The organism is Caballeronia sp. GAWG1-1, from assembly GCF_023631465.1.
GTDB lineage: Bacteria > Pseudomonadota > Gammaproteobacteria > Burkholderiales > Burkholderiaceae > Caballeronia.
In genome coordinates this window covers 25,076-51,023 of the sequence record NZ_JALQDB010000014.1, presented here as the reverse complement: position 1 = coordinate 51,023, position 25,948 = coordinate 25,076, and the positions used below count along the sequence as shown (strand labels likewise).

Annotated in this window: 22 protein-coding genes and 1 tRNA gene; 21 read left to right on the top strand and 2 right to left on the bottom strand. The window is 61.4% G+C overall.

Going from position 1 to position 25,948, the window contains the following annotated elements:
- Positions 1-101: 101 nt before the first annotated feature.
- Positions 102-893, bottom strand: a complete 792-nt coding sequence (fabI, locus tag NCT03_RS08900) for an enoyl-ACP reductase FabI (protein ID WP_244825511.1) — start codon at positions 891-893, stop codon at positions 102-104.
- A 236-nt stretch (positions 894-1,129) separates the two neighbouring features.
- Between fabI and NCT03_RS08895 the strand changes: the two genes are divergently transcribed.
- From NCT03_RS08895 to NCT03_RS08870, 6 genes are all read left to right on the top strand, one after another.
- Complete coding sequence (locus tag NCT03_RS08895) at positions 1,130-2,953, top strand: extracellular solute-binding protein (RefSeq protein WP_250492623.1); 1,824 nt, start codon at positions 1,130-1,132, stop codon at positions 2,951-2,953.
- Between the two features lie 14 nt (positions 2,954-2,967).
- The gene (locus tag NCT03_RS08890; RefSeq protein ID WP_244825509.1) at positions 2,968-4,005 is read left to right on the top strand and encodes a microcin C ABC transporter permease YejB; all 1,038 of its coding nucleotides are present in this window, start codon (positions 2,968-2,970) and stop codon (positions 4,003-4,005) included.
- Positions 4,005-5,117 (top strand): ABC transporter permease, encoded by a 1,113-nt coding sequence (locus NCT03_RS08885; protein ID WP_250465141.1) that lies wholly within the window; start codon positions 4,005-4,007, stop codon positions 5,115-5,117. The genes NCT03_RS08890 and NCT03_RS08885 overlap by 1 nt, the downstream gene beginning before the upstream one ends.
- Before the next feature lie 8 nt (positions 5,118-5,125).
- A complete protein-coding gene (locus NCT03_RS08880; protein WP_250492534.1) occupies positions 5,126-6,724 on the top strand; it encodes an ABC transporter ATP-binding protein in 1,599 nt (532 codons plus the stop codon).
- Between the two features lie 147 nt (positions 6,725-6,871).
- Positions 6,872-7,546, top strand: a complete 675-nt coding sequence (locus tag NCT03_RS08875; protein WP_250492622.1) for a C40 family peptidase — start codon at positions 6,872-6,874, stop codon at positions 7,544-7,546.
- A 386-nt stretch (positions 7,547-7,932) separates the two neighbouring features.
- On the top strand, positions 7,933-9,477 hold the full coding sequence (locus NCT03_RS08870; RefSeq protein WP_244825503.1) for a 2-isopropylmalate synthase: 1,545 nt from the start codon (positions 7,933-7,935) through the stop codon (positions 9,475-9,477).
- Positions 9,478-9,544: 67 nt separating this feature from the next.
- Here NCT03_RS08870 and NCT03_RS08865 read toward each other — a convergent pair whose 3' ends face one another.
- The gene (locus tag NCT03_RS08865) at positions 9,545-10,060 is read right to left on the bottom strand and encodes a hypothetical protein (protein ID WP_250492533.1); all 516 of its coding nucleotides are present in this window, start codon (positions 10,058-10,060) and stop codon (positions 9,545-9,547) included.
- 328 nt (positions 10,061-10,388) lie between these two features.
- On the opposite strand from NCT03_RS08865, the gene NCT03_RS08860 reads away from it, so the two are divergent.
- From NCT03_RS08860 to nuoH, 15 genes are all read left to right on the top strand, one after another.
- Positions 10,389-11,621 carry a branched-chain amino acid ABC transporter substrate-binding protein gene (locus NCT03_RS08860; protein WP_250492621.1) on the top strand — a complete coding sequence of 411 codons (1,233 nt, stop codon included), beginning with the start codon at positions 10,389-10,391 and terminating at the stop codon, positions 11,619-11,621.
- A gap of 175 nt (positions 11,622-11,796) precedes the next feature.
- Positions 11,797-12,066, top strand: coding sequence for a 30S ribosomal protein S15 (gene rpsO / locus NCT03_RS08855; RefSeq protein ID WP_244825500.1), 270 nt, complete (start codon positions 11,797-11,799; stop codon positions 12,064-12,066).
- Positions 12,067-12,454: 388 nt separating this feature from the next.
- A complete protein-coding gene (gene pnp / locus NCT03_RS08850) occupies positions 12,455-14,593 on the top strand; it encodes a polyribonucleotide nucleotidyltransferase (protein ID WP_250492532.1) in 2,139 nt (712 codons plus the stop codon).
- A 193-nt stretch (positions 14,594-14,786) separates the two neighbouring features.
- A complete protein-coding gene (locus NCT03_RS08845) occupies positions 14,787-15,803 on the top strand; it encodes an NAD(P)H-quinone oxidoreductase (protein ID WP_250492531.1) in 1,017 nt (338 codons plus the stop codon).
- Positions 15,804-16,056: 253 nt separating this feature from the next.
- Positions 16,057-16,830 (top strand): triose-phosphate isomerase, encoded by a 774-nt coding sequence (gene tpiA, locus NCT03_RS08840; RefSeq protein WP_250465137.1) that lies wholly within the window; start codon positions 16,057-16,059, stop codon positions 16,828-16,830.
- Between the two features lie 81 nt (positions 16,831-16,911).
- Positions 16,912-17,307 carry a preprotein translocase subunit SecG gene (gene secG, locus NCT03_RS08835; RefSeq protein WP_244825493.1) on the top strand — a complete coding sequence of 132 codons (396 nt, stop codon included), beginning with the start codon at positions 16,912-16,914 and terminating at the stop codon, positions 17,305-17,307.
- A gap of 160 nt (positions 17,308-17,467) precedes the next feature.
- A tRNA-Leu gene (locus tag NCT03_RS08830) sits at positions 17,468-17,552 on the top strand.
- 209 nt (positions 17,553-17,761) lie between these two features.
- Entirely contained in the window at positions 17,762-18,121 is a 360-nt protein-coding gene (locus NCT03_RS08825; RefSeq protein ID WP_244825491.1) for an NADH-quinone oxidoreductase subunit A, read from the top strand.
- A gap of 61 nt (positions 18,122-18,182) precedes the next feature.
- Positions 18,183-18,662 (top strand): NuoB/complex I 20 kDa subunit family protein, encoded by a 480-nt coding sequence (locus NCT03_RS08820; protein WP_006052903.1) that lies wholly within the window; start codon positions 18,183-18,185, stop codon positions 18,660-18,662.
- 20 nt (positions 18,663-18,682) lie between these two features.
- Positions 18,683-19,282: an NADH-quinone oxidoreductase subunit C gene (locus tag NCT03_RS08815; protein ID WP_244825489.1), complete on the top strand. Its 600-nt coding sequence runs from the start codon at positions 18,683-18,685 to the stop codon at positions 19,280-19,282.
- Positions 19,283-19,291: 9 nt separating this feature from the next.
- Entirely contained in the window at positions 19,292-20,545 is a 1,254-nt protein-coding gene (locus NCT03_RS08810) for an NADH-quinone oxidoreductase subunit D (protein WP_250465136.1), read from the top strand.
- Between the two features lie 144 nt (positions 20,546-20,689).
- Entirely contained in the window at positions 20,690-21,175 is a 486-nt protein-coding gene (gene nuoE / locus NCT03_RS08805; protein WP_244825485.1) for an NADH-quinone oxidoreductase subunit NuoE, read from the top strand.
- On the top strand, positions 21,172-22,494 hold the full coding sequence (nuoF, locus tag NCT03_RS08800; protein ID WP_244825483.1) for an NADH-quinone oxidoreductase subunit NuoF: 1,323 nt from the start codon (positions 21,172-21,174) through the stop codon (positions 22,492-22,494). Before nuoE ends, nuoF begins: the two co-directional genes overlap by 4 nt.
- A gap of 49 nt (positions 22,495-22,543) precedes the next feature.
- On the top strand, positions 22,544-24,880 hold the full coding sequence (gene nuoG / locus NCT03_RS08795; protein ID WP_250492530.1) for an NADH-quinone oxidoreductase subunit NuoG: 2,337 nt from the start codon (positions 22,544-22,546) through the stop codon (positions 24,878-24,880).
- Positions 24,881-25,945 carry an NADH-quinone oxidoreductase subunit NuoH gene (nuoH, locus tag NCT03_RS08790; protein WP_244825480.1) on the top strand — a complete coding sequence of 355 codons (1,065 nt, stop codon included), beginning with the start codon at positions 24,881-24,883 and terminating at the stop codon, positions 25,943-25,945.
- Positions 25,946-25,948 lie beyond the last annotated feature (3 nt).

The window sequence follows — 25,948 nt, the reverse complement described above, 5'->3', positions numbered from 1 at the left end:
GGCTGTCACGACGCCAGCACTTGCAAAAACCCGAACACAAAAGCAAAAGGGCCGCTCTCGCAAGAGAGCAGCCCTCTGCACATGATCGAGCGCCGCAGGCGTTATTCGGTCACGCCCGCCATGCCGCCGACCACCGCATTGAATCCCGCATCGACGTGCACGATTTCCGCGCTCACGCCGGCCGCGAGATCCGACAGCAGGAACGCCGCCACGTTACCCACCTGTTCGATCGTCACGTTGCGCTTGAGCGGCGCGTTGTTTTCGACGAAATCGAGAATCTTGCCGAAGCCCTTGATGCCGCTGGCCGCGAGCGTCTTGATGGGACCGGCCGAGATGCCGTTCACGCGCACGCCGTTGTTGCCCATCGAAGCCGCGAGATAGCGCACGCTTGCTTCGAGCGATGCCTTGGCAAGACCCATCGTGTTGTAGTTGGGAATCGCGCGCTCGGCGCCGAGGTAGCTCAACGTGAGCAGCGACGAACTGTCCGACAGCATCGACTTGGCGGCCTTGGCGAGCGCCGGAAAGCTGTACGCCGAAATGTCGTGCGCGATACGGAAGTTTTCGCGCGTCATGCCGTCGAGGAAGTCGCCCGCGATCGCTTCACGCGGCGCGAAGCCGATGGAATGCACGAGACCGTCGAGCGAATCCCAGCGTTCCTTGAGCGACGCGAAGAGTGCGTCGATGTCGGCGTCGTTCGCGACATCGCACGGAAAGATCAGATCGCTTTCGAATTCGGTTGCGAATTCGGTGATGCGATCCTTGAAACGCTCGCCGACATAGGTGAACGCCAGCTCCGCGCCTTCGCGCTTGCAGGCCTGTGCGATGCCGTAGGCAATCGAACGGTTCGACAGCAAGCCCGTCAGCAGAATTCGTTTTCCAGCGAGAAAGCCCATGAATGCTCCTTTGAAGTCAATGTCGCGCACGGTGGCGAACGAGCCGCATCTGCCCGCGCCGCGTGAGCCTCAAGCGCGTGCGGCGCAATTGACCCACGGTCGCACGGCTTTTGATTTGGGTAGAATTCTCTCACATCGCAATGGCCTGCCCGACCCGAACGTCGATTGCGCGATACCCGGCGCCCAAGGAGCTTATGACGACTCGCACGACGATCCGCCCAACCCGCGCATGGCGCATGGCCATTGCGCTCGCGCTGGCCGGATCGATCGTCTCGGGCGCGAACCAGGCCGAGGCGGCGCACGCCTACGCACAGTATGGCGAGCCGAAATATCCGGCCGGCTTCAGTCACTTCGATTACGTCAATCCCGACGCGCCGCGCGACGGCACGCTCGTACTCGCCAATCCGAACCGCCTGACGAGCTTCGACAAATTCAATCCGTTCACCTTGCGCGGTAATCCCGCGCCGGGGCTCTCGCTGATGTTCGAAAGCCTGACCACCGGCAGTCTCGATGAAGTATCGACCGGTTATGGCTTGCTTGCCGACGACATCGCCGTCGCGCCCGATGGCCTGTCCACCACGTTCCACATCAACCCGAAAGCGCATTTCTCGAATGGCGATCCCGTTACCGCGGAGGACGTCAAGTTCTCGTTCGAGACGCTGAAAAGCCCGCTCGCCGCGCCGCAGTTCTCCGTGTACTTCGGGCAGATCGCGCGCGCGGTCGTGGTGGATGCATCGACCATTCGCTTCGAATTCAAGACCGCGACGCGCGAGATGCCGTTGCTCGCGGGCGGCATTCCCGTGTTTTCGCGCAAATGGGGAGTGAAGCCCGACGGCACGCGTATTCCGTTCGATCAACTCGCGTTTCAGAAGCCGATCGGCAGCGGCGCGTATCTGATCGACCAATACGACAACGGCCGCACCATCTCGTACAAGCGCAACCCGAACTACTGGGGCGCGGCGTTGCCGGTGCGCGTGGGCTTGTTCAATTTCGCGCAGATTCACTACAAGCTGTATTCGGACCCGGTCGCGCGGCTCGAAGCCTTCAAGGCGGGCGAGTACGACGTGCTCGTCGAATACGTTGCGCGAAGCTGGGTGCGGCGCGATATCGGCAAGCGCTTCGACAGCGGCGAACTCATCAAGCGCGAATTCCCGCAGCATAACGGCACCGGCATGCAGGGCTTTTTCATGAACACGCGCCGGCCGCTCTTCAAGGACGTGCGCGTGCGTCAGGCGCTCGATCTCGCGCTCGACTTCGAGTGGCTCAACCGGCAACTGTTCTTCAATCAGTACAGGCGCATCGACAGCTTCTTCGTCAATACGGACTTGCAGGCGAAGGGCAAGCCGAGCGACGGCGAACTCGCCATTCTCGATCCGCTCAAAAAGGACCTCGAGGCGTCCGTGTTCGGCGAGATGCCGCGTCAGCCCGACACCGATCCGCCCGGATCGCTGCGCGCCAACCTCATCAAGGCGCGCGGATTGCTCGCCGAGGCGGGCTGGACGTATCGCGATGGCGCGCTGCGCAATGCGAAGGGCGAGCCCTTCGTGTTCGAGATTCTCGACGATACGGGCGGCGGCGCCTCCATGGAACCGGTCGCCGCCGCGTTCGGGCGCAATTTGCAAAAGCTCGGCATCACGATGAACTTTCGCACCGTCGACTACGCGCTGATCCAAAAACGGCTCGACGCGTTCGATTTCGACGTCACAAGCGTGCGCATGCCCGACGTGCAGATTCCCGGCACGGAGCAAGTCTCGCGCTTCGGCAGCAAGTCCGCGGACGAGCAAGGCTCCGACAATCTCGCCGGCGTGAAGTCGAAGGCGGTCGACGCGATTCTGCAAAAAGTGGTGGGCGCACAGACGCGCGAACAACTCGTCGATGCCACTCACGCGCTCGATCGCGTGCTGATGAATGGCTATTACGTGGTGCCGCATTGGTATTCGGCGACGCATCGGGTGGCGTATCGCAATACGCTTCAGTACCCCGCGACCTTGCCGCTCTACTACACGGCGGAAGAGTGGGTAGTGTCGGCGTGGTGGGCGAAAGCCGCCGCGTCGAAATAACAGGACCGCGCGCCATGTGGAGCTACATACTCAAACGCATTCTGTTGATGATCCCAACGCTCATCGGCGTGCTCACGCTGACCTTCGTCGTGATTCAGTTCGTGCCGGGCGGGCCTGTCGAGCAGGCGGTGCACGATCTGCGGCGCGGCAACGCGGAAGGCGGCGGCTTCGGGCTGCGCACGCATACTGGCGTGGATGCCCAGCAGGTCGCGCAACTCAAGGCGCTCTACGGCTTCGACAAGCCGCCTTTGCAGCGTTACTGGCTGATGCTCGGCAAGTTCGCGCGCTTCGATCTCGGCGACAGTTACTTCCGGCATCAGAGCGTCTGGTCGCTGATCGTGTCGAAACTGCCGGTGTCGATCAGCATCGGCGTATGGACGTTTTTCATCACTTATCTGATATCGGTGCCGCTCGGGATAGCGAAGGCGGTGAGAAACGGCTCGCGCTTCGACGTGGCGACGAGTCTCATCGTGCTGATCGGTTTCGCGATTCCCGGCTTCGTGCTCGGCGTGCTGCTGCTCGTGCTGTTCGGCGGCGGCTCGTTCTGGCAGCTTTTCCCGTTGCGCAATCTCACTTCGGATAACTGGGCCACGCTCTCGCTCGGCGGCAAGATCGTCGATTATCTGTGGCACATCACCTTGCCGGTGGTGGCGTCGGTGGTCGGCAGCTTCGCCATCGTCACCATGCTGACCAAGAACGCGTTTCTCGACGAAATCCGCAAGCAATACGTGCTCACCGCGCGCGCGAAGGGCCTTTCCGAAAGACGCGTGCTTTGGAAGCACGTGTTCCGCAATGCGCTCTTGCCGCTGATCGTCGGCTTTCCCGCAGCGTTTATCGGCGCATTCTTCACGGGCAGTCTGCTGATCGAAACGCTGTTCTCGCTCGACGGACTCGGGCTGCTCTCGTACGAATCCGTGGTGCGGCGCGACTATCCCGTCGTGCTAGGCACGCTCTATCTCTTCACGCTGATCGGGCTTGCGACCAAGCTCATTTCCGACCTCTGCTACGTCTGGGTCGATCCGCGCATTCAATTCGAGCAACTGGAGCGCTGATGAACCGAGCCGCTTCTTCACGATCCTCACGCGGCGCCGCCGATGCGCAGCCCTTGCGCGAGCCGGTTTCGCCATCGCCTTCGCGGCGGGTGTGGATGCGTTTCAGGCAGCACAAGCTCGGCTACTGGAGTCTGATCGTGTTCGTCGTGGCGTTCGCGATCAGCCTGGCCGGCCCGCTTTGGTCGAACGACAAGCCGCTCGTCGTGCGCTACCAGGGACACTTGTATTTTCCGATCGTGCAGACCTACGCGGAGACGACGTTCGGCGGCGACTATCCGACGCCCGCCGATTATCTCGACCCGTTCGTGCGCGACCGCTTCAGCGCGCCGGGCAATTTCGCGGTTTATCCGCCGAATCACTATTACTACGACACGCTCAATTACTTCTCGAAGGGCTCGAATCCCGCGCCGCCGTCGCGCGAGAACTGGCTCGGCACCGACGACCGCGGGCGCGATGTGTTCGCACGGCTCGTCTACGGCTTTCGCGTATCGGTGCTGTTCGCGCTCGTGCTGACGGCCATCGGCACGGTGCTCGGCGTGGTGGCGGGCGCGGTGCAGGGCTACTTCGGCGGCCGGACCGACATCGCCGGGCAGCGGCTGATCGAAATCTGGAGCGCGTTGCCGGAGCTTTATCTGCTGATCATCTTCGCGTCGATCTTCGAGCCGAGCCTCGTTTTGCTGGTCATCCTCCTGTCGCTGTTCGGCTGGATCGGGCTGTCGGACTACGTGCGCGCGGAGTTTCTGCGCAACCGCACGCAAGACTACGTACGCGCCGCGCGCGCGATGGGTTTGTCCAACTGGCAGATCATCTGGCGGCACGTGCTGCCCAATAGCCTGACGCCCGTCATCACATTCCTGCCATTTCGCATGAGCGGAGCGATTCTCGCGCTCACGAGTCTCGATTTTCTCGGGCTGGGCGTGCCGTCGCCGACGCCGTCGCTCGGTGAACTGCTCGCGCAAGGCAAGGCCAATCTCGATGCGTGGTGGATTTCGCTGTCCACCTTCGGCGTGCTGGTGGCGACCCTGTTGCTTCTGACTTTCATGGGCGACGCCTTGCGCAACGCGCTCGACACGCGGATTGCGGATGCGGTGAAGGCCGGAGGCGCGAAGTGAGCGCGAGCATGAGCGAACCGTTATTGGCGATCGACGACCTGCGCGTGCGTTTCGGCGATACCGTCGCGGTCGACGGCGTGAGTCTCGACATTCGCGCAGGCGAACGCGTGGCGCTCGTCGGCGAATCGGGATCGGGCAAGAGCGTGACGGCACTGGCGATCCTGCGCCTCGTGCGCGATGCCGAACTCAGCGGCTCCATTCGCTTCAACGGCGAGGAGTTGCTGTCGAAGAGCGAGCACGCGATGCGCGGCCTGCGCGGCTCCGACATCGCGATGATCTTCCAGGAGCCGATGACCGCGCTCAATCCGCTCTACACGGTCGGCGACCAGATCGGCGAGACCATTCAGTTGCACGACGGCGCGACGCCGCGCGAGGCGCGTCAGCGTGCCATCGCGTTGCTGGCGCGTACCGGCATCACCGAGCCCGAGCGGCGTGTGGACAGCTACCCGCATCAGTTGTCGGGCGGGCAGCGTCAGCGCGTGATGATCGCGATGGCGCTCGCGTGCCGGCCGCGCCTTCTGCTCGCGGATGAGCCGACCACCGCGCTCGACGTGACCATCCGCGCGCAGATCGTCGATCTCCTGCTGGAACTGCAGCGTGACGAAGCCGAGAAGCGCGGCATGGCCGTGCTGCTGATCACCCACGATCTGAATCTCGTGCGGCGCTTCGCGGAGCGCGTCGCGGTGATGGAGAAGGGTCTTCTGGTGGAAAGCGGGCCGGTGGAGCAGATTTTCACCTCGCCGCAGCACCCGTACACGCAGCGATTGCTCGAAAGCAAACCGAAGCGCCACGTCCTGCCCGTGCTGCCCATCGCGCCGGTCTTGCTCGACGCGAAACACCTCTCGGTCGACTATGCGACGAAACTACCGGGCATCAACGGCTGGTTCAGGCGCGGCCGCTTCAAAGCCGTCGACGACGTGAGCGTTTCCGTGCGGCAAGGCGAGACGCTTGGCATCGTCGGGGAATCGGGATCGGGCAAATCCACGCTGGCCATGGCGTTGCTCGGCTTGCAGCGCGTATCGAACGGCGCGGTGCAGTTCCAGGGGCGCGCGCTCGGCGATTTTCGCGGACGCGAAAAAACCGTGCTGCGGTCGAATCTGCAAGTGGTGTTTCAGGACCCGTTCAGCTCGCTTTCGCCTCGTCAGACGGTGGAACGAATCGTCGGGGAGGGGCTTGCGTTGCATCGGCCGGAACTGAAGGCGCCGGCGCGGCGCGACAAGGTCATTGCAGTGCTGCGTGAGGTGGGGATGGATCGGACGGCGCTCACGCGTTATCCGCACGAGTTTTCCGGCGGACAACGGCAACGCATTGCAATTGCGCGAGCATTGGTGCTTGAACCCAGCATTCTGATTCTCGACGAACCGACGAGTGCACTAGACGTTTCTATCCAGCAGCAAGTTCTGACGCTGCTCGCCGATATTCAGAAGAAGCACAATCTCGGTTATGTTTTCATTAGCCACGACCTCGAAGTGATCGGCGCAATGGCGCATCGCGTGGCCGTGATGAGAAACGGAATTGTCGTGGAAGCGGGAGAAGTAGAGAAGATTTTTTCGAACCCTTCAGAGGAATACACACGAAAGCTACTGAGGGCAGCGCTCGAATCCTAAAAATCTTTCTTTTTCATCAATTGGGTGCTCGTCTCAATTGTATTTTCCTATTTCTTTTGACAGTTAAATAATTTGTGGCTAGTATCCTTCCAAACTTTCTCGTGTCTCCCTGATTTTTCAGTCTTTAATTGTAAAACCTACCGACCGATGCAGCCATTGACATTGACTCAGACATGCGGGCGGGCAGCCGCAGGCATGTTGATCGGCCTTCTGATGACAACAACTTCCGGCGCGTTCGCCGACGAAGTCAGCAGTAATAGCCAAAGTAGCCAAGTTGCCATTAACGGCAACGCTTCAAATTCCTCCCAGATCAGCCCAGTCGCCGCCACGGCAGACACCGCCAGCGCTCCTGGCGGCGCACGCTCGTTTCTTTCCGGCGTTGCCAGCAAGGCGGGCGACGTGGTCGTCGGCGCACTCAATATGATCGGCGTGCGTTATCGCTGGGGTGGCAATACACCGGATTCCGGCCTCGATTGCAGCGGCTTCGTGCGATACGTCTTCCAGGACACGCTCGGCATGACCTTGCCGCGCCGCGCCGAGGAAATGAGCCGTGTCGGCGAGAAGGTCCGAGTGTCGGATCTCAAGCCAGGCGATCTCGTGTTCTTTAACACTATGCGCCGTTCGTTTTCGCATGTCGGCATCTATATTGGCGACAACAAGTTCGTGCATTCGCCGTCCACCGGCAGCACGATCCGCGTTGACGACATGGAAAGCGGTTACTGGGAGCAGCGCTTCCAGGGCGCGCGCCGCATCGACAACGTGCAGTTCACCGACGGTAGCGAACTGCGTCAGCGCGTGAGCGCGAGTATCGGCGGTTACTAAGCCGTAAGTTGTAAGCCGTCTGAATCTACGAAAGCCTGCTTCCCAACGGAATGCAGGCTTTTTGTTTTCCTACGCGCTGTTTTGCATGACAAGCGGCAGGTAAAAGTCAATCGGTTCGATCGGAAAGCCCGATTGCACGCGTTCCTAAAAGCCGTTATAGTTTTCGAATGAACTTTTTCTCGTTCTCCCTCTCGCTTCATTCGGCTAGTGCGTCGCTACGCGCACTATCGCTACTAGCGCGCCTACCGCGCTGATTCTTCTCGCCTCCCGTCTGCTCGTTCAAGGTTTTCGACGCCAGCGGTGGCGCGAACACCCGAATTCCCTTTTGTCTTTCGCTTCAACGCGATAATTCCAACAGTCGATAATTCTCCCCACTGGAGTCCAACATGGCAGCAGACAAGTTGATCATCTTCGATACGACCTTGCGCGATGGCGAGCAGTCCCCCGGCGCGTCCATGACGAAGGAAGAAAAAATCCGTATCGCGCGGCAACTGGAGCGCATGAAGGTCGATGTGATCGAAGCGGGCTTCGCGGCCAGCTCGAACGGAGACTTCGACGCCATCCACACGATCGCCTCGATGATCAAGGACAGCACGGTCTGCTCGCTCGCCCGCGCGAACGACAAGGACATCCAGCGCGCCGCCGACGCCTTGAAACCCGCGAGCCAGTTTCGCATCCATACGTTCATCGCAACGTCCGCGCTGCATATGGAAAAGAAGCTGCGCATGACGCCGGAACAGGTGTACGAGCAGTCGCGTCTTGCGGTGCGTTTCGCGCGCAAGTTCACGGACGACGTCGAGTTCTCGCCGGAAGACGGCAGCCGTTCGGACATCGACTTTCTTTGCCGCGTGCTCGAAGCCGTGATCGACGAAGGCGCGCGTACCATCAATATCGCGGATACGGTCGGTTACGGCGTGCCCGAGCTGTACGGCAATCTCGTGAAGACGCTGCGCGAGCGCATCCCGAATTCGGACAAGGCGGTCTTCTCCGTGCATTGTCACGATGACCTCGGCATGGCCGTCGCCAATTCGCTGGCGGGCGTGCAGATCGGCGGCGCGCGTCAGGTCGAGTGCACGATGAACGGACTCGGCGAACGCGCGGGCAATACGTCGCTCGAAGAAATCGTGATGGCGATCAAGACGCGCAAGGACTACTTCGGGCTCGATGTCGGCATCGATACGACGCAGATCGTGCCCACGTCGAAGCTCGTTTCGCAGATCACCGGCTTCGTCGTGCAGCCGAACAAGGCAGTGGTCGGCGCAAACGCGTTTGCACACGCGTCGGGCATCCACCAGGACGGCGTCCTGAAGGCGCGCGACACGTACGAAATCATGCGCGCGGAAGACGTGGGCTGGGCGGCGAACAAGATCGTGCTCGGCAAGTTGTCAGGCCGTAACGCGTTCAAGCAGCGTCTGGAAGAACTCGGCGTGCAACTCGAATCCGAAGCCGACGTGAACGCCGCGTTCGCGCGCTTCAAGGAACTCGCCGACCGCAAGGCCGAGATTTTCGACGAAGACATCATGCAGATCGTCTCGGAGGAATCGGCGGAAGCGCAGGCGAAGGAACACTTCCGCTTCGTGTCGATGAAGCAGCATTCGGAGACCGGCGAGCAACCGCAAGCACAAGTGGTGTTCGCGGTCGAAGGCGCGGAAGTGACGGGCGAAGCGCGCGGCAACGGTCCGGTCGATGCGACGTTGCACGCGATCGAATCGAAGGTGGATAGCGGCGCGGAACTAGTGCTGTATTCGGTCAACGCAATCACGACCGGCACGCAGGCACAGGGCGAAGTCACGGTGCGTCTTTCGAAGAGCGGGCGGATCGTGAATGGCGTGGGCACGGACCCGGACATCATCGCGGCGTCGGCGAAGGCTTATATCGCCGCGTTGAACAAGCTGCATTCGAAGGTCGAAAAGCTCAACCCGCAGCTTTGATCGCGGCTTGATGTAGCTCGAAACGAAAGGCCTCGCGATTAGCGAGGCCTTCGTCATTTTGAGTACTTCAAAAGGCGTTGCGGCGGTCGGGATCGTGCAGCGGGTCTGGCGTTTTTTGCGTGAGACGCACGATGCCCTGTTCATCGAAATAGACGTTGTACATCATGTACCAGACGTTCGCCTCCATGTAGCGATACGTCCAGACTTCGCGCTTCATCAGCGGGAAGTACGACGTCTCCACCGGACGGCCGAAATTCACGAGCACGTCCGTCTTGGTCCATGTGCCGATCTGCGCCTTGTAGAACTCGTTCTCGTCGAGCACTTGCCGCACGCTGACGATCTTGCCGGACGCATCGACATCGGCGGCGGTCGTGACTTCACCGAGCGGTTGAGTCGGCCACATCAGGCGCTTGCCGCCGTTGGGCAAATCGTAGACTTCGCGTGGCGGGCCCAAGCGCGCGGTGAGCGTGGAGGAATCCGCGCCCGTCTGAAAGTTTTGCCAGGGCTGCGCGCAAGCCGTGAGCATGAGCGCGGCACCCACGCAAGCGAGCGTGCCGCGCAGCCGGTTCAAAGAGTTCAGCATGAAGGCCTCCACACATTCTTGTGTCGCGACAGTGTTAACGTTCTTGGCGCCTCGAAGATTCCAGCGCGCCGCGCGTTGTCGCATTCATCGTTTTGACGATCGTCGCCAAAGCCTGGATCGTTCGCGTTCGATTTTGACACGCCATCGGGACAAAAGCGCGATGCCTTTCATCGACGCGAAGAGGGCGCTCGCGGAATCGCCGCACTTGCACCGCGAGCCATAGCCGTCCTATGATCCGCCCTTTCTTCGACTGGAAGGGCTGACGGTGAGCGAATCCGCAAGCAAACGAGCCGCGCGATGGCTGCAACGGGCCGCGCTGGCCTGCGCGATGTCGTCTTTCATGGCGCACGTAAGCGCCGCCGATTTGCCGCCCATCGAGCTCGCGATGATCGAGGGCATGTCCGGACCTTTCGCCAACGCAGGCGCGGCGGTCGAGCGCAACTTGCGCTTCGGCGTGGAGCGCGTGAATGCGAAGGGCGGCGTGAAGCTCGCCGACGGCATGCACCCGCTGCGACTCGTCGTGCTCGATGGCAAAGGCAGCAGCGAGGCGAGCCTCGTACAGTTGCGCGCGGCGATCGACGACAGGATCGGCTTCGTCATGCAGGGCAACAGTTCGGCGGTGGCGGCCGCGCTGGTGACGGCCATCGACAAGCAGAACGGGCGCGAGCCCGAGCATCGCGTGGTGTTCCTCAACTACTCCGCCGACGATCCCGCCCTGACCAACGCCGCGTGTAGTTTCTGGCATTTTCGCTTCGATGCCCACGCCGGCATGCGCATGGACGCGCTCGCGGACGCGCTGAAGAACGATCGCGCGGTCAAAAAGGTCTATCTGCTGAATCAGGATTACAGCTTTGGCCACGACGTGAGCCGCGAAGCGCAGCGTGCGCTGAAGGAACGCAGGCCGGATATCGCGATTGCGGGCGACGAGTTTCATCCGATCGGCCGCGTGAAGGATTTCGCGCCGTATATCGCGAAGATTCGCGCGAGCGGAGCCGACGCGGTCATCACCGGCAATTGGGGCAACGATCTCACGCTGCTCGTCAAGGCGGCGCGCGAGCAGGGGCTCGACACGAAGTTCTACACGTTCTACGGCAACAGTCTCGGCGCACCGGCCGCGCTGGGTGACGCCGGCGTGAAGCGCGTGATCGCGGTCGCCGACTGGCATCCGAATGCGGGCGGCGCGTTATCGGACGCGTATTACCGCGATTTCCGCGCGCGCTATCCGGCGGCATCGGACGATTACCTCGTGCTGCGCATGCCGCTGATGATCGAGATGCTCGCCGCCGCGATGACGCGCGCCGGCAGCGCGGATCCTTACGCCGTGGCCCGCGCGCTCGAAGGCATGAAGTTCGATGGCGAAGGATTCCACGCATCGACCATGCGCGCGGAAGATCATCAACTGATCCAGCCCCTGTATGTCATGGAGATGGACAAGGCGGGCACGGCGGGCATCCGGTTCGATAACGAAGGCTCGGGCTATGGCTTTCGGACGTTGCTCGCGGTGCCGGCGGAAAAGACCGTTCAGCCGTCGACATGCCAGATGGCGCGTCCGGCGCGCTAGTCGCCCGTCTTTCGGACTTCGCCCTATGCTATACTCTGCGCTTCGCTTTTTTGACTCGATCCGGCTGTTGAGAACAGTCTGAAAACCAAGCGTCAAGAAGAAGCGAAACTATTGTGAACAAACCACGGCACGGCCTTTCTTCCGTGACCGCCTGTCTGTTTTAAAGGAAAAGCAAATGTCCGCAGCAGAAATCAAGAAGTCCGACGTCGTCGCCGAATACGCGCGCGGCGCCAACGACACTGGCTCCCCCGAAGTGCAAGTCGCACTGCTCACGAGCCGCATCAACGAACTGACCGTCCACTTCAAGGCCCACACGAAGGACCACCACAGCCGCCGCGGTCTGCTGCGCATGGTGAGCCGTCGCCGCAAGCTGCTCGACTACCTGAAGGGCAAGGACGCGGACCGTTACCGCTCGCTGATCGAAAAACTGGGTCTGCGTAAGTAATTGCGCCCAAACGTGGCTTTGCGGCCAGCGTTCTAACGAAGTGCCTGTGTCAGTTCGCTGATACAGGCATTTTGTTTTTGCGCGATCCGCTCGCCTGATCATTTGCCCGGTCAGCGCTCGGTCGATCTCTCATCATTGGGTTCGTCGAATGCTGATAATCGGCAAGTAGTTCACATGCTTTACCCCGGATGCTTCATCCGGACAGACACTCGGTGCAGCCTCGCGGCGGAGCTTTGTGTCATTCCAGCGCGGTACGAACACTCAATGCGCGCGTCGCGCTGGAATGGCATAACACACCTCTCAAGCGCGGCTCGGTACCGCCTAGCCAGCGCCGTCCGGTGGGCAAACGTCCACCGATCCGGCGTGGCGCAACGTAGAAGGAGTCGCAATGTTCAATAAGATCGTCAAGGAATTCAAGTGGGGACAGCATAACGTCCGCCTGGAAACGGGTGAAATCGCTCGTCAGGCAAGCGGCGCGGTGATCGTCGATGTCGAAGATACCGTCGTGCTCGCCACTGTCGTCGGCGCAAAGACCGCCAAGCCGGGTCAGGATTTCTTCCCGCTGACCGTCGATTACCTCGAAAAGACCTACGCCGCCGGCAAGATTCCGGGTGGCTTCTTCCGCCGCGAAGGCCGTCCGTCCGAAGGCGAGACGCTCATCTCGCGCCTGATCGACCGTCCGCTGCGCCCGCTCTTCCCGGAAGGCTTCTATAACGAAGTGCAGGTCGTGATCCACGTCCTGTCGCTGAACCCGGACGTTCCCGCCGACATTCCCGCGCTGATCGGCGCGTCGGCAGCGCTCGCCGTGTCCGGTCTGCCGTTCAACGGCCCGGTCGGCGCCGCGCGCGTCGCCTACATCAACAACGAATACGTGCTGAACCCGACGCGTCCGCAAATGAAGGAATCGGCGCTCGACCTCGTGGTCGCCGGTACGGAACGCGCGGTGCTGATGGTGGAATCGGAAGCGCAGCAGTTGTCCGAGGAAGTCATGCTCGGCGCGGTCGTGTTCGGCCACGAGCAGATGCAAATCGCCATCGACGCAATCCATGAACTGGTGCGCGACGGCGGCAAGCCGGAATGGGACTGGCAGCCGGCCCCGAAGAACGAAGCGCTCATCTCGCGCGTCGCGGAAATCGCCAAGCCGGAATTGGAAGCGGCTTATCAACTGCGCAACAAGCAAGCGCGTTCGGCCAAGCTGAAGGAAGTTTTCGCTGCGACCTCGGCGAAGCTCGCAGCGGACGCGGCCGCTTCGGGCACGGCAGCGGCGGATGCGGCGACCATCGGCAACGTGTTGTTCGACATCGAAGCGAAGATCGTCCGTTCGCAGATTTTGAACGGCGAACCGCGTATCGACGGTCGCGACACGCGCACCGTGCGTCCGATCGAAATCCGTACCGGCGTTCTGCCGCGCACCCACGGCTCGGCGCTCTTCACGCGCGGCGAGACGCAGGCGCTGGTCGTCGCCACGCTCGGCACGAAGGGCGACGAGCAGAACATCGACGCGCTCGAAGGCGAATACCGCGAGCGCTTCATGCTTCACTACAACATGCCGCCGTTCGCGACGGGCGAAACGGGCCGCGTCGGTTCGCCGAAACGCCGTGAAATCGGTCACGGCCGTCTCGCCAAGCGCGCGCTGGTCGCGTGCCTGCCGAACGCCGACGAATTCGGCTATTCCATCCGCGTCGTGTCGGAAATCACGGAATCGAACGGCTCTTCGTCGATGGCTTCGGTCTGCGGCGGTTGCCTCGCGCTGATGGACGCCGGCGTGCCGATGAAGGCGCACGTGGCCGGCATCGCCATGGGCTTGATCCTCGAAGACAACAAGTTCGCGGTTCTGACCGACATCCTCGGCGACGAAGATCACCTCGGCGACATGGACTTCAAGGTGGCCGGCACCGCGCAAGGCGTGACGGCGCTGCAAATGGACATCAAGATTCAGGGCATCACCAAGGAAATCATGCAGGTCGCGCTCGCGCAGGCGAAGGAAGGCCGCATGCATATCCTCGGCAAGATGACCGCCGCGGTGCCGACCACGAACACGGAGCTGTCGGACTACGCGCCGCGCATGATCACCATCAAGATCAATCCGGAGAAGATTCGCGACGTGATCGGCAAGGGCGGTTCGGTGATCCGCGCGCTGACGGAAGAGACCGGCACGACCATCGACATTTCCGACGACGGCGTCGTGACGATTGCGAGCACGAGCTCGGAAGGCATGGCCGAGGCGAAGAAGCGTATCGAGAACATCACGGCCGAAGTGGAAGTGGGCCAAGTGTACGAAGGTCCGGTGCTCAAGCTGCTGGACTTCGGCGCGATCGTGAATATCCTGCCGGGCAAGGATGGTCTCCTGCACATCTCGGAAATCGTCAACGAGCGTGTGAAGGACATCAACGACTACCTGAAGGAAGGCCAGATCGTGAAGGTCAAGGTCATCCAGACGGACGAGAAGGGTCGCGTGCGTCTGTCGGCCAAGGCGCTTCTGAACGAAGCCGCGCAACAAGCCGAACCGACGCAGCCGCAGCAGTAATGCGGTAATGTGTCGACGGCCGGCCGCATCTGCGAGCCGGCCGTTTTCTTGTATGAGGTGCAGCGGGCGACGCTTTGTCCGATGCATCGCCGGACCCGATGGCACTGTGAGCGCGTGTTGCCCGCGCGGCACAGTGCCATCTGGTTCGCCAAGTCAACGCGCTTGCCACACGACTGACTGTCTGGGAGAAGCAATGAAGGCCATCGAAATCACTGAGTTTGGTGCACCCGAAGTGCTGAAGCTGGGCGAGCGCCCGAAGCCCGAGCCGGGCAAGTGCGAAGTGCTCATCAAGGTGAGCGCTTCCGGCGTCAACCGGCCCGATGTATTTCAGCGCAAGGGCGCGTATGCGCCGCCGCCGGGCGCGTCGGATTTGCCGGGGCTCGAAGTGGCGGGCGAGATCGTCGATGGCGACTTCGATCCAAAACATAATCCGTTCGGCCTTAAGAAGGGCGATCGCGTCTGCGCGCTGCTCGCGGGCGGCGGTTACGCGGAATACGCGGTTGCGCCGCTCGAACAATGTTTGCCGGTTCCGGCTGGATTGACGGACATCGAAGCGGCTTCGCTGCCGGAAACGTTCTTCACCGTGTGGAGCAATGTCTTCGAGCGCGCGCATCTCGGTTCGGGCGAAAACGGCGACGAGGAGACGCTGCTCGTGCAGGGCGGATCGAGCGGTATCGGCGTGACGGCCATACAGATTGCTAAGGCGCTCGGCTTTCGCGTGTTCGCCACGGCCGGCAGCGACGAAAAGTGCCGCGCCTGCGAAGCACTCGGCGCGGAGCGCGCGATCAACTACAAGACAGAAGATTTCGTCGAAGTGGTGCGTTCGCTCACGAACGATCGTGGAGTCGACGTCATTCTCGACATGGTCGCGGGCGATTACCTGCCGCGCGAATTGAAGTCGCTCGCGGATGGCGGGCGTATCTGCGTGATCGCGCTGCTTGGCGGCGCAAAAGCGGAGATCAATCTCAATGACGTGCTGCGGCGTCGGCTGGTCATCACCGGATCGACCTTGCGGCCGCGTCCGGTGGCGTTCAAGGCGAAGATTGCCGCTAAGCTGAAAGAGCAGGTCTGGCCGGAGATCGAGGCGGGGCGTATCAAGCCGGTGATTCATCAGGTGTTCCCGGCAAGCGAAGCCGCGGCCGCACACACGTTGATGGAAAGCAGCACGCACGTCGGCAAGATCATGCTCGACTGGCGCCAGGACGCCTGATTGCCCTTGATTGTTGCGCGTTGCGGTTCTGGCGGTTTGACCGGTTTCGCCGTATCACAGTAAAATCGCCTGTTTTGCAAGCAGTTGGCAGTTCGCTTTTTCGAAATACGCGCAGAGGGTTCAAACATTCCTATAACAGAGTGGTCTTTGAACCTCCGGGTGAACGATTGATGAACGATCGGGTTCGCCCCGGTGATCCTCAAAGGCCGCCACGCATGGCGGTGTCATTCCACCGCCGTCGAGTGACGAGACAATGTCCAGACAACGAGCGAAACTGGTGGTGGGCAACTGGAAGATGCATGGCCGCATCAAAGAGAACGCGGCTTTGCTGAGCGAGGTCGCCGTTGGGGCGTCGGCCTTGCAGAAGAGCGTGGGTGTGGGCGTATGCGTTCCATGTCCGTACCTCGCGCAATCGCAGGCGCTTTTGAGCGGCTCGGTCGTGCGCTGGGGCGTTCAGGATGTGTCCGCGCATGAGAAGGGCGCGTTCACCGGAGAAGTCGCGGCGGAAATGGCCGCCGATTTCGGTGTGACATATGCGATCGTCGGGCATTCCGAGCGGCGCGCGTATCATCGCGAAAGTCCGGAACTCGTGGCGGCCAAGGCGCTGCGTGCAATCGACGCAGGCCTGACGCCCATTGTGTGCGTCGGCGAGACGCTCGAACAGCGCGAAGCAGGCTCGACGGAAGAAGTCGTCGGCACGCAGCTCGAAGCCGTGTTGCTCGCGTTGACCGAGGAACAGGCAGCGGGCATCGTGGTGGCGTACGAGCCGGTGTGGGCCATCGGCACGGGCAAGAGCGCCACGGCGCAGCAAGCGCAGGATGTTCACGCGTTCGTGCGTGCGAAGCTGGCGGAGAAGGGTGCGTCGGTGGCGAACGTGCCGCTGTTGTATGGCGGCAGCGTGAAGCCCGAGAACGCGCAGGAATTGTTCGGGCAACAGGACATCGACGGCGGGCTGATTGGCGGCGCGTCCTTGAAGTCGGAAGATTTTCTTGCGATTTGCCAGGCGGCGTTGGCCGAGGTTCAGTAAGCGGTCGAAGCGTCAGGCAGACGAAGAAGCAAATCGCGGCACATGAGTGTCACGGAAACATCAAGATCCAGGTGAGTTGAAATGCTGTATTTGAAGACTTTGATTATCGTCGTCCAGTTGTTGTCGGCGCTTGGCGTGATCGGGCTTGTGCTGTTGCAGCATGGCAAGGGTGCGGACATGGGTGCGGCGTTCGGAAGTGGGGCATCGGGCAGTCTGTTTGGCGCGACCGGTTCCGCTAACTTCCTTTCACGCACGACCGCCGTGCTTGCCGCAGTCTTCTTCGTGACGACGCTGGCGCTGACCTACATCGGCAGCTACAAGCCGCAGGTTTCCGCGGGCGTTCTAGGCGGTGCAATGCCTGCGCCCACGGCTTCCGCGCCCGCTGCGGCAAAGTCGGGTTCGGCGCCTGCCGCTGCGACTGCGCCAGCATCCGCCGCGCCTGCGTCGAGCGCGCCGGGTTCCGACGTGCCGAAGTAAATTGCCAAATTCCTCGGGCGGTTGTCCAAGAAACGCCCAGAACAAATTTTCGCGTTATTCGTGTTTTGTGCGTTGAACAATTCGTGAGACCTAGTTATAATTCAAGTCTTGTAGCGATTCGCGGCAATTAAGAAGTTGTTTTCCCGGATTGCAGTACAGTGCCGACGTGGTGAAATTGGTAGACACGCTATCTTGAGGGGGTAGTGGCGAAAGCTGTGCGAGTTCGAGTCTCGCCGTCGGCACCAAAAAGTTATCCAAATGCCAGCCGCATGCATCGCTTCGGCTGGCATTGTCACTTCTGGAGTACCCTTACGGTTTCACATTGACTTATCGTTGTGATAAGCATGGTGCCGAAGAGTTACCAAGCGGTCCGAAGTGAATTCTCCGCCGTGCATTTGCGCCGGCAGCAGCACCCAGACAGTCACAGACCACATCTACCGATCTGAGGATAGCCTTGAACCTCGCACCCTATTACCCCGTCTTCTTGTTTATCGTAGTCGGCCTCGGTCTGGGTATAGCGTTGGTCAGCATCGGCAAAGTTCTCGGTCCCAACAGACCCGACACCGAAAAGAACGCACCGTACGAATGCGGCTTCGAAGCCTTCGAAGACGCGCGTATGAAGTTCGATGTGCGTTACTATCTCGTCGCGATTCTTTTCATCATCTTCGACCTTGAGACGGCGTTCCTGTTTCCGTGGGGTGTTGCCCTGCGCGATATCGGGTGGCCGGGCTTCATGGCCATGATGATTTTTCTGCTCGAATTTTTGCTCGGCTTCGCCTACATCTGGAGAAAGGGCGGACTCGACTGGGAATGAAAGTTAGATCACCGGATTCATGGGCGGCTATGGCTGGCAGCTCATCTGGAGTGGAAAACAAATGAGTATCGAAGGGGTCTTGAAGGAAGGCTTTGTCACCACCACGGCTGACAAGCTGATCAACTGGACGCGCACCGGCTCTCTTTGGCCGATGACGTTCGGTCTCGCCTGCTGTGCAGTCGAGATGATGCATGCGGGCGCGGCGCGCTACGACCTGGATCGCTTCGGCGTGGTGTTTCGCCCGAGCCCACGTCAGTCCGACGTCATGATCGTGGCAGGCACGCTGTGCAACAAGATGGCGCCCGCGCTTCGTAAGGTGTACGACCAGATGGCCGAGCCGCGCTGGGTCATCTCCATGGGTTCGTGCGCGAACGGCGGCGGGTACTATCACTATTCGTATTCCGTCGTGCGCGGCTGCGACCGTATCGTTCCGGTCGACGTCTACGTGCCCGGCTGTCCTCCGACCGCCGAAGCGCTGGTCTACGGCGTGATCCAGTTGCAGGCGAAGATTCGCCGGACCAACACCATCGCGCGTCAATAAAGGCCTGAGCCTCCCCAATTATGGCAAGCAAACTCGAGACCCTCAAAGCGAACCTCGAGGCGGCGTTTGGCGACCGTCTCCAAGTCACCGAGTCGCTGGGTCAGGTAACGGTGGTCGTGAAAGCGGCCGACTACATCGAAGTCGCGACCCGGCTGCGTGACGATCGCTCGCTCGGCTTCGAGCAGTGCATGGATCTGTGCGGCGTCGACTATTCGACCTTCGGCGACGGCGTCTACGACGGCCCGCGTTTTGCCGCGGTGCTGCATCTTCTGTCCATCGCGAACAACTGGCGCGTGCGCGTGCGCGTGTTCGCACCGGACGACGAAGTGCCCATCGTGCCGTCGGTGGTCGACATCTGGTCGTCGACAAATTGGTACGAGCGCGAAGCGTTCGACCTGTACGGCATCGTGTTCGAAGGCCATCCCGACCTGCGCCGCATTCTCACGGACTATGGCTTCATCGGCCATCCGTTCCGAAAGGACTTCCCGATCTCCGGCTACGTGGAAATGCGCTACGACCCGGAAGAGAAGCGCGTCGTGTATCAGCCTGTGACGATCGAACCGCGCGAGATCACGCCGCGCGTGATTCGCGAAGATCGCTACGGCGGTCTGAAACATTAAGAGAACGCCATGGCAGAGATCAAGAACTACACGCTGAACTTCGGCCCGCAACACCCTGCAGCGCACGGTGTGCTGCGTCTCGTGCTGGAACTCGACGGCGAAGTCATCCAGCGCGCCGATCCGCACATCGGCCTCTTGCATCGCGCGACCGAAAAGTTGGCGGAAACCAAGACCTTCATTCAGTCGGTTCCGTACATGGACCGCCTGGACTACGTGTCGATGATGGTCAACGAGCACGGCTATGTGCTCGCTATCGAAAAGCTGCTCGGTATCGACGTGCCGATCCGCGCGAAGTACATCCGCGTGCTGTTCGACGAAATCACGCGCGTGCTGAACCACCTGATGTGGATCGGATCGCACGCGCTCGACGTCGGCGCCATGGCGGTGTTCCTCTATGCGTTTCGCGAGCGCGAAGATCTGATGGACGTCTACGAGGCGGTGTCGGGCGCGCGCATGCACGCGGCTTACTATCGTCCGGGCGGCGTTTATCGCGATCTGCCTGACGCAATGCCGCAATACAAGGCGTCCAAAATTCGCAATGCGAAGGCGCTCGACCGGATGAACGAGAACCGTCAAGGTTCGCTGCTCGACTTCATCGAAGACTTCTTCAATCGCTTCCCGCACTGTGTCGACGAGTACGAAACGCTGCTCACCGACAATCGTATCTGGAAGCAGCGGCTTGTCGGCATCGGCGTGGTGAGTCCTGAGCGCGCGTTGCAGATGGGTCTTTCCGGTGCAATGCTGCGTGGCTCGGGCATCGAATGGGATCTGCGCAAGAAGCAGCCGTACGAAGTCTACGACCAACTCGACTTCGACATTCCGGTTGGCGTGAACGGCGACTGCTACGACCGCTATCTGGTGCGCGTCGAGGAAATGCGTCAGTCCGTGCGTATCGCCAAACAGTGCATTGCCTGGCTGCGCAAGAATCCGGGCCCGGTGATGGTCGATAATCACAAGGTTGCGCCGCCTTCGCGCGTCGGCATGAAGAGCAACATGGAAGAGCTAATTCACCACTTCAAGCTCTTCACCGAAGGCTTCCACGTGCCCGAAGGCGAGACGTATGCCGCCGTCGAGCATCCGAAGGGCGAGTTCGGCATCTATCTGATTTCGGACGGCGCGAACAAGCCTTATCGCCTCAAGATTCGCGCTCCGGGCTACGCGCATCTCGCGTCGCTCGACGAAATGGCGCGCGGCCACATGATCGCGGATGCCGTGACGATCATCGGCACGCAAGACATCGTGTTCGGCGAAATCGATCGCTGATAGCCGTTCGTATTGGTTCTCGCTCGACGCCCAAGCGAACAGCGCAGCAGCAATAACAGCAAACCGCAGGACGCCAGGTCTGCCGCAACAAGAAGGGCGCGGCAGGTTTTCGTTCGGTAGGAATTGAAAGAGTCGTGTCTGAAAATGATCTCAGCTGAAGGCCTGAAAGAAATCGATCGCGCGGTCGCGAAATATCCTGCGGAGCAAAAGCAATCCGCGGTGATGGCAGCACTGGCTGTCGCTCAGGAAGAGCACGGGTGGCTCTCGCCGGAACTCATGCAGTTCGTGGCGAGCTATCTCAGCATGCCGCCGGTCGCCGTGCAGGAAGTCGCGACGTTCTACACCATGTACAACCTCGCGCCGGTCGGCAAGCACAAGATCACGCTTTGCACGAACCTGCCTTGCCAGCTCGGCCCGGACGGTGGCTCGGATAGTGCTGCTCAGTATCTCAAGCAGAAGCTTGGCATCGACTTCGGCGAAACCACGCCGGACGGCAAGTTCACGCTGAAAGAAGGCGAATGCTTTGGCGCGTGCGGCGACGCACCCGTCGTGCTGGTGAACAATCACCGCATGTGCAGCTTCCTGAGCCACGAGAAGATCGACCAGTTGATCGAGGAACTTTCGAAATGACGTCACTCCACGATCGTCACATCAAGCCGCTGATCCTCGCTGGCCTCAACGGCGAGAACTGGCATCTCGAAGATTACGTTGCGCGCGGCGGCTACAAGCAGTTGCGGCGCATTCTCGAAGAGAAGATTCCGCCCGAGCAAGTGATCGCCGACGTCAAGGCGTCGGGTCTGCGCGGCCGCGGCGGCGCGGGTTTTCCGACCGGCCTCAAGTGGAGCTTCATGCCGCGTCAGTTTCCGGGGCAGAAGTATCTCGTCTGCAATTCGGACGAAGGCGAACCGGGCACGTTCAAGGATCGCGACATCCTGCGCTGGAACCCGCATTCGCTGATCGAGGGCATGGCCATCGGCGCGTACGCAATGGGCATCACCGTGGGCTACAACTACATTCACGGCGAGATCTTCGAGGTCTATCGCGTGTTCGAAGCGGCGCTCGAAGAGGCGCGCGCGGCCGGTTATCTCGGCGCGAACATCCTGGGCACGGGCTTTTCGTTCGAGTTGTACGCGCATCATGGCTATGGCGCGTATATCTGCGGTGAAGAAACCGCGCTGCTGGAATCGCTGGAAGGCAAGAAGGGCCAGCCGCGCTTCAAGCCGCCGTTCCCGGCGAGCTTCGGCGTGTACGGCAAGCCGACCACCATCAACAACACCGAGACGTTCGCGGCCGTGCCGTTCCTGCTGGAAATCGGCCCGCAGAATTACCTCGAGATCGGCAAGCCGAATAACGGCGGCACGAAGATCTTCTCAGTGTCGGGTGACGTGAATCGTCCTGGCAACTACGAAGTGCCGCTCGGCACGCCGTTCGCCACGCTGATGGAACTGGCCGGCGGTGTACGCGGCGAGTCGATCAAGGCGGTCATTCCAGGCGGTTCGTCGGCGCCGGTCGTGCCGGGCGAGATGATGCTCGCAACGGACATGGACTACGATTCCATCGCCAAGGCGGGCTCCATGCTCGGCTCGGGCGCGGTCATCGTCATGAACGAAACGCGTTGCATGGTGCGTTCGCTGCTGCGTCTGTCGTACTTCTACTACGAAGAGTCGTGCGGTCAGTGCACGCCCTGCCGAGAAGGCACGGGCTGGCTGTACCGCGTGGTGCATCGTATCGAGCACGGACTTGGCCGCAAGGAAGATCTGGATCTCTTGAACTCGGTTGCCGAAAACATCATGGGCCGCACGATTTGCGCGCTCGGCGATGCGGCGGCCATGCCCGTGCGCGGCATGCTCAAGCACTTCTGGAACGAATTCGAATATCACGTCGAGCACAAGCATTGTCTCGTCGGCGGGCACGCGCATCATGCGGCGTCCGAAGCGCTTACCGCGTAATCAGACGCGCAATCAGATGCGCGACAGAGGTTGAGGATCTTTATCCATCATGGTTGAACTAGAAATTGACGGCAAGACGGTCGAGGTTCCTGAAGGCAGCATGGTGATCCAGGCTGCGCATAAGGTCGATACGTACATTCCTCACTTCTGCTATCACAAGAAGCTGTCGATCGCGGCGAACTGCCGGATGTGCCTCGTCGAAGTCGAAAAGATGCCGAAGGCCGTTCCCGCGTGCGCCACGCCCGTATCCAACGGCATGATCGTGCGTACCACCTCCGACAAGGCCGTGAAGGCGCAGCAGTCGGTGATGGAGTTCCTGCTGATCAACCACCCGCTGGATTGCCCTATTTGCGATCAGGGCGGCGAATGCCAATTGCAGGATCTGGCCGTCGGTTACGGCAAGTCGCAATCGCGCTATAGCGAAGAAAAGCGCGTGGTGTTCCACAAGAACGTCGGCCCGCTCATCTCCATGGAAGAGATGACGCGCTGCATCCACTGCACACGCTGCGTGCGCTTTGGCCAGGAAGTGGCCGGTGTGATGGAGCTCGGCATGCTGGGCCGTGGCGAGCATTCGGAAATCACCTCGTTCGTCGGCAAGACGGTCGACTCCGAACTGTCCGGCAACATGATCGATCTGTGCCCGGTCGGCGCGCTCACGAGCAAGCCGTTCCGCTATAGCGCGCGTACGTGGGAACTGTCGCGCCGCAAGTCGGTGAGCCCGCACGATTCCGTTGGCGCGAACCTCGTCGTCCAGGTGAAGAACAATCGCGTCATGCGCGTTCTGCCGATGGAAAACGAAGCCATCAACGAATGCTGGATTTCAGACAAGGATCGCTTCTCCTACGAAGGCCTGAACGGCGACGAGCGCCTGAGCACGCCCATGCTCAAGCAAGGCGGCAACTGGATCGAAACCGACTGGCAGACCGCGCTCGAATACGTGGCGAAGGGCATCAAGGGTATCAAGGCGGACCACGGCCCGAACGCCATCGCTGCGCTGGCCACGCCGCATGCAACGGTCGAAGAACTTTTCCTGCTGAAGCAATTCGCGGAAGGCGTGGGTACGCCCAATGTCGATTTCCGTCTGCGTCAGAACGACTTCTCGGCGCCCGTGGGCGTCGGCGCACCCTGGCTCGGCGTGCCTATCGCGGATCTGTCGAATGTCGATACCGCGTTCGTCATCGGTTCGTTCCTGCGTCGCGATCATCCGTTGCTGGCCGCGCGTCTGCGTCAGGCGGCGAAGAATGGCGCCATGCTCACGCTTCTCAACGCAAGCAACGACGACTCGCTGATCCCGACCGCGCATCGCCTGGTGGCGGCGCCGTCGGCTTGGCTCGACCAGCTCGCGGGCATCGCAGCCGCGGTGGCCGAAGCGCGTGGCTCGGAACTGCCTGAAGCGTTTGCCGGACGCGAAGTATCGGCGGCGGCGAAAGATGTCGCGGCATCGCTCTCGGCGGGCGACAAGCGCGTCGTGCTGCTCGGCAACCTCGCGGTTCAGCATCCCGATTTCGCGCAGATTCACGCGGCGGCGCAATGGATCGCGAACAGCACGGGCGCCACGCTTGGCTTCCTGACCGAAGGCGCAAATTCAGTGGGCGCGCATCTGGTCGACGTCCTGCCGGGCGAAGGCGGTCTCAACGCGCGCGAAGTGTTCGAACAGCCGCGCAAGGGCTACGTGCTGCTCAATGCAGAACCGGAATTCGATACGGCCAACCCCGCACAAGCCATCGCCGCATTGAAGCAGGCGGAAATGGTCGTGGTGATGTCGTCGTTCAAGCACGGCCTCGACTACGCGGACGTGTTGCTGCCCATCGCGCCGTTCACGGAAACGTCGGGCACCTTCGTCAACGCGGAAGGCACGGCTCAGTCGTTCAACGGCGTCGTGCGCGCGCTGGGCGACACGCGTCCGGGCTGGAAGGTTCTGCGGGTGCTCGGCACGTTGCTCGGTCTGTCGGGCTTCGATTACGACACGGCCGAGGAAGTGCGTATCGCCGCACTCGGCACGGGTGAGTTGAGCGCGCGTTTGTCGAACGAGACGACGGTCGCGGCCAAGCGCGCGGCGTCGAATGTCACGGCGAACGGCGGCTTTCAGCGTCTTGCCGACGTGCCGATCTATCACGCCGACGCACTGGTGCGCCGCGCCCCGTCGCTGCATCTGACGGCCGCGGCCCGCGACGCGAACATGGCGGGTCTGCCGACCGCGCTTTTCGACCAGCTCGGCCTGAAAGACGGCGAAGCAGTGCGCGTCAAGCAAGGCAATCTGTCGGTGGTGCTGCCCGCGGTTCGCGATGCGAATCTGGCGGAATCGGTGGTCCGCGTATCGGCGGGCACGTCAGCCGGCGCCGCGCTTGGCGGCCTGTTCGGCGAACTGGTAGTGGAGAAGGCGTAAATGGGCTTGTTCGATACGATCAACGCGGGCGGCACGCAGATTCTGGGCGTCGCATGGCCAACGGTGTGGGCGCTGGTGCGCATTGTCGTGGTCGCGGTAGTGATCCTGCTGTGCGTCGCGTACCTGATTCTCTGGGAACGCAAACTCATCGGCTGGATGCACGTGCGTCTCGGCCCGAACCGCGTCGGCCCGGCAGGTCTCTTGCAGCCAATTGCGGACGTGCTGAAGCTGTTGCTCAAGGAAGTCATTCAGCCGACGCAGGCAAGCAAGTGGATCTACGTGATCGCGCCGATCATGACGGTGGTCCCGGCGTTCGCCGTGTGGGCGGTCATTCCGTTCCAGGCCAAGGCCGTGCTCGGCGACATCAACGCCGGTCTGCTGTATGTCATGGCGATCTCGTCCATCGGCGTGTACGGCGTGATCCTCGCGGGCTGGGCGTCGAACTCGAAGTACGCGTTCCTCGGCGCCATGCGCGCGGCGGCGCAGATGGTGTCCTACGAAATCTCGATGGGCTTCGCGTTGGTCGTCGTGCTGATGGTCGCGGGCACGCTGAACATGTCGGATATCGTCACGTCGCAGCAACGCGGCATTTTCGCGGGCTTCGGCGTCAACTTCCTGTCGTGGAACTGGCTGCCGCTTCTGCCAATGTTCGTCGTGTACTTCATCTCGGGCATCGCCGAAACGAACCGCCATCCGTTCGACGTGGTGGAAGGTGAATCGGAAATCGTCGCCGGTCACATGATCGATTACTCCGGCATGGCGTTCGCGCTGTTCTTCCTCGCCGAGTACATCAACATGATCGTGATCTCGGCGATCGCCACGACGCTGTTCCTCGGCGGCTGGGACGCACCGTTCGGCTTCCTGTCGTTCATCCCGGGCGTGTTCTGGTTCGTTTTCAAGGTCTTCCTCCTGCTGTCGGTCTTCATCTGGGCGCGCGCGACTTTCCCGCGTTACCGCTACGACCAGATCATGCGTCTTGGCTGGAAAGTGTTCCTGCCGGTGTCGGTGGTGTGGGTCGTCGTGGTCGGCTTCTGGATCATGTCGCCGCTCAACATCTGGAAGTAACGG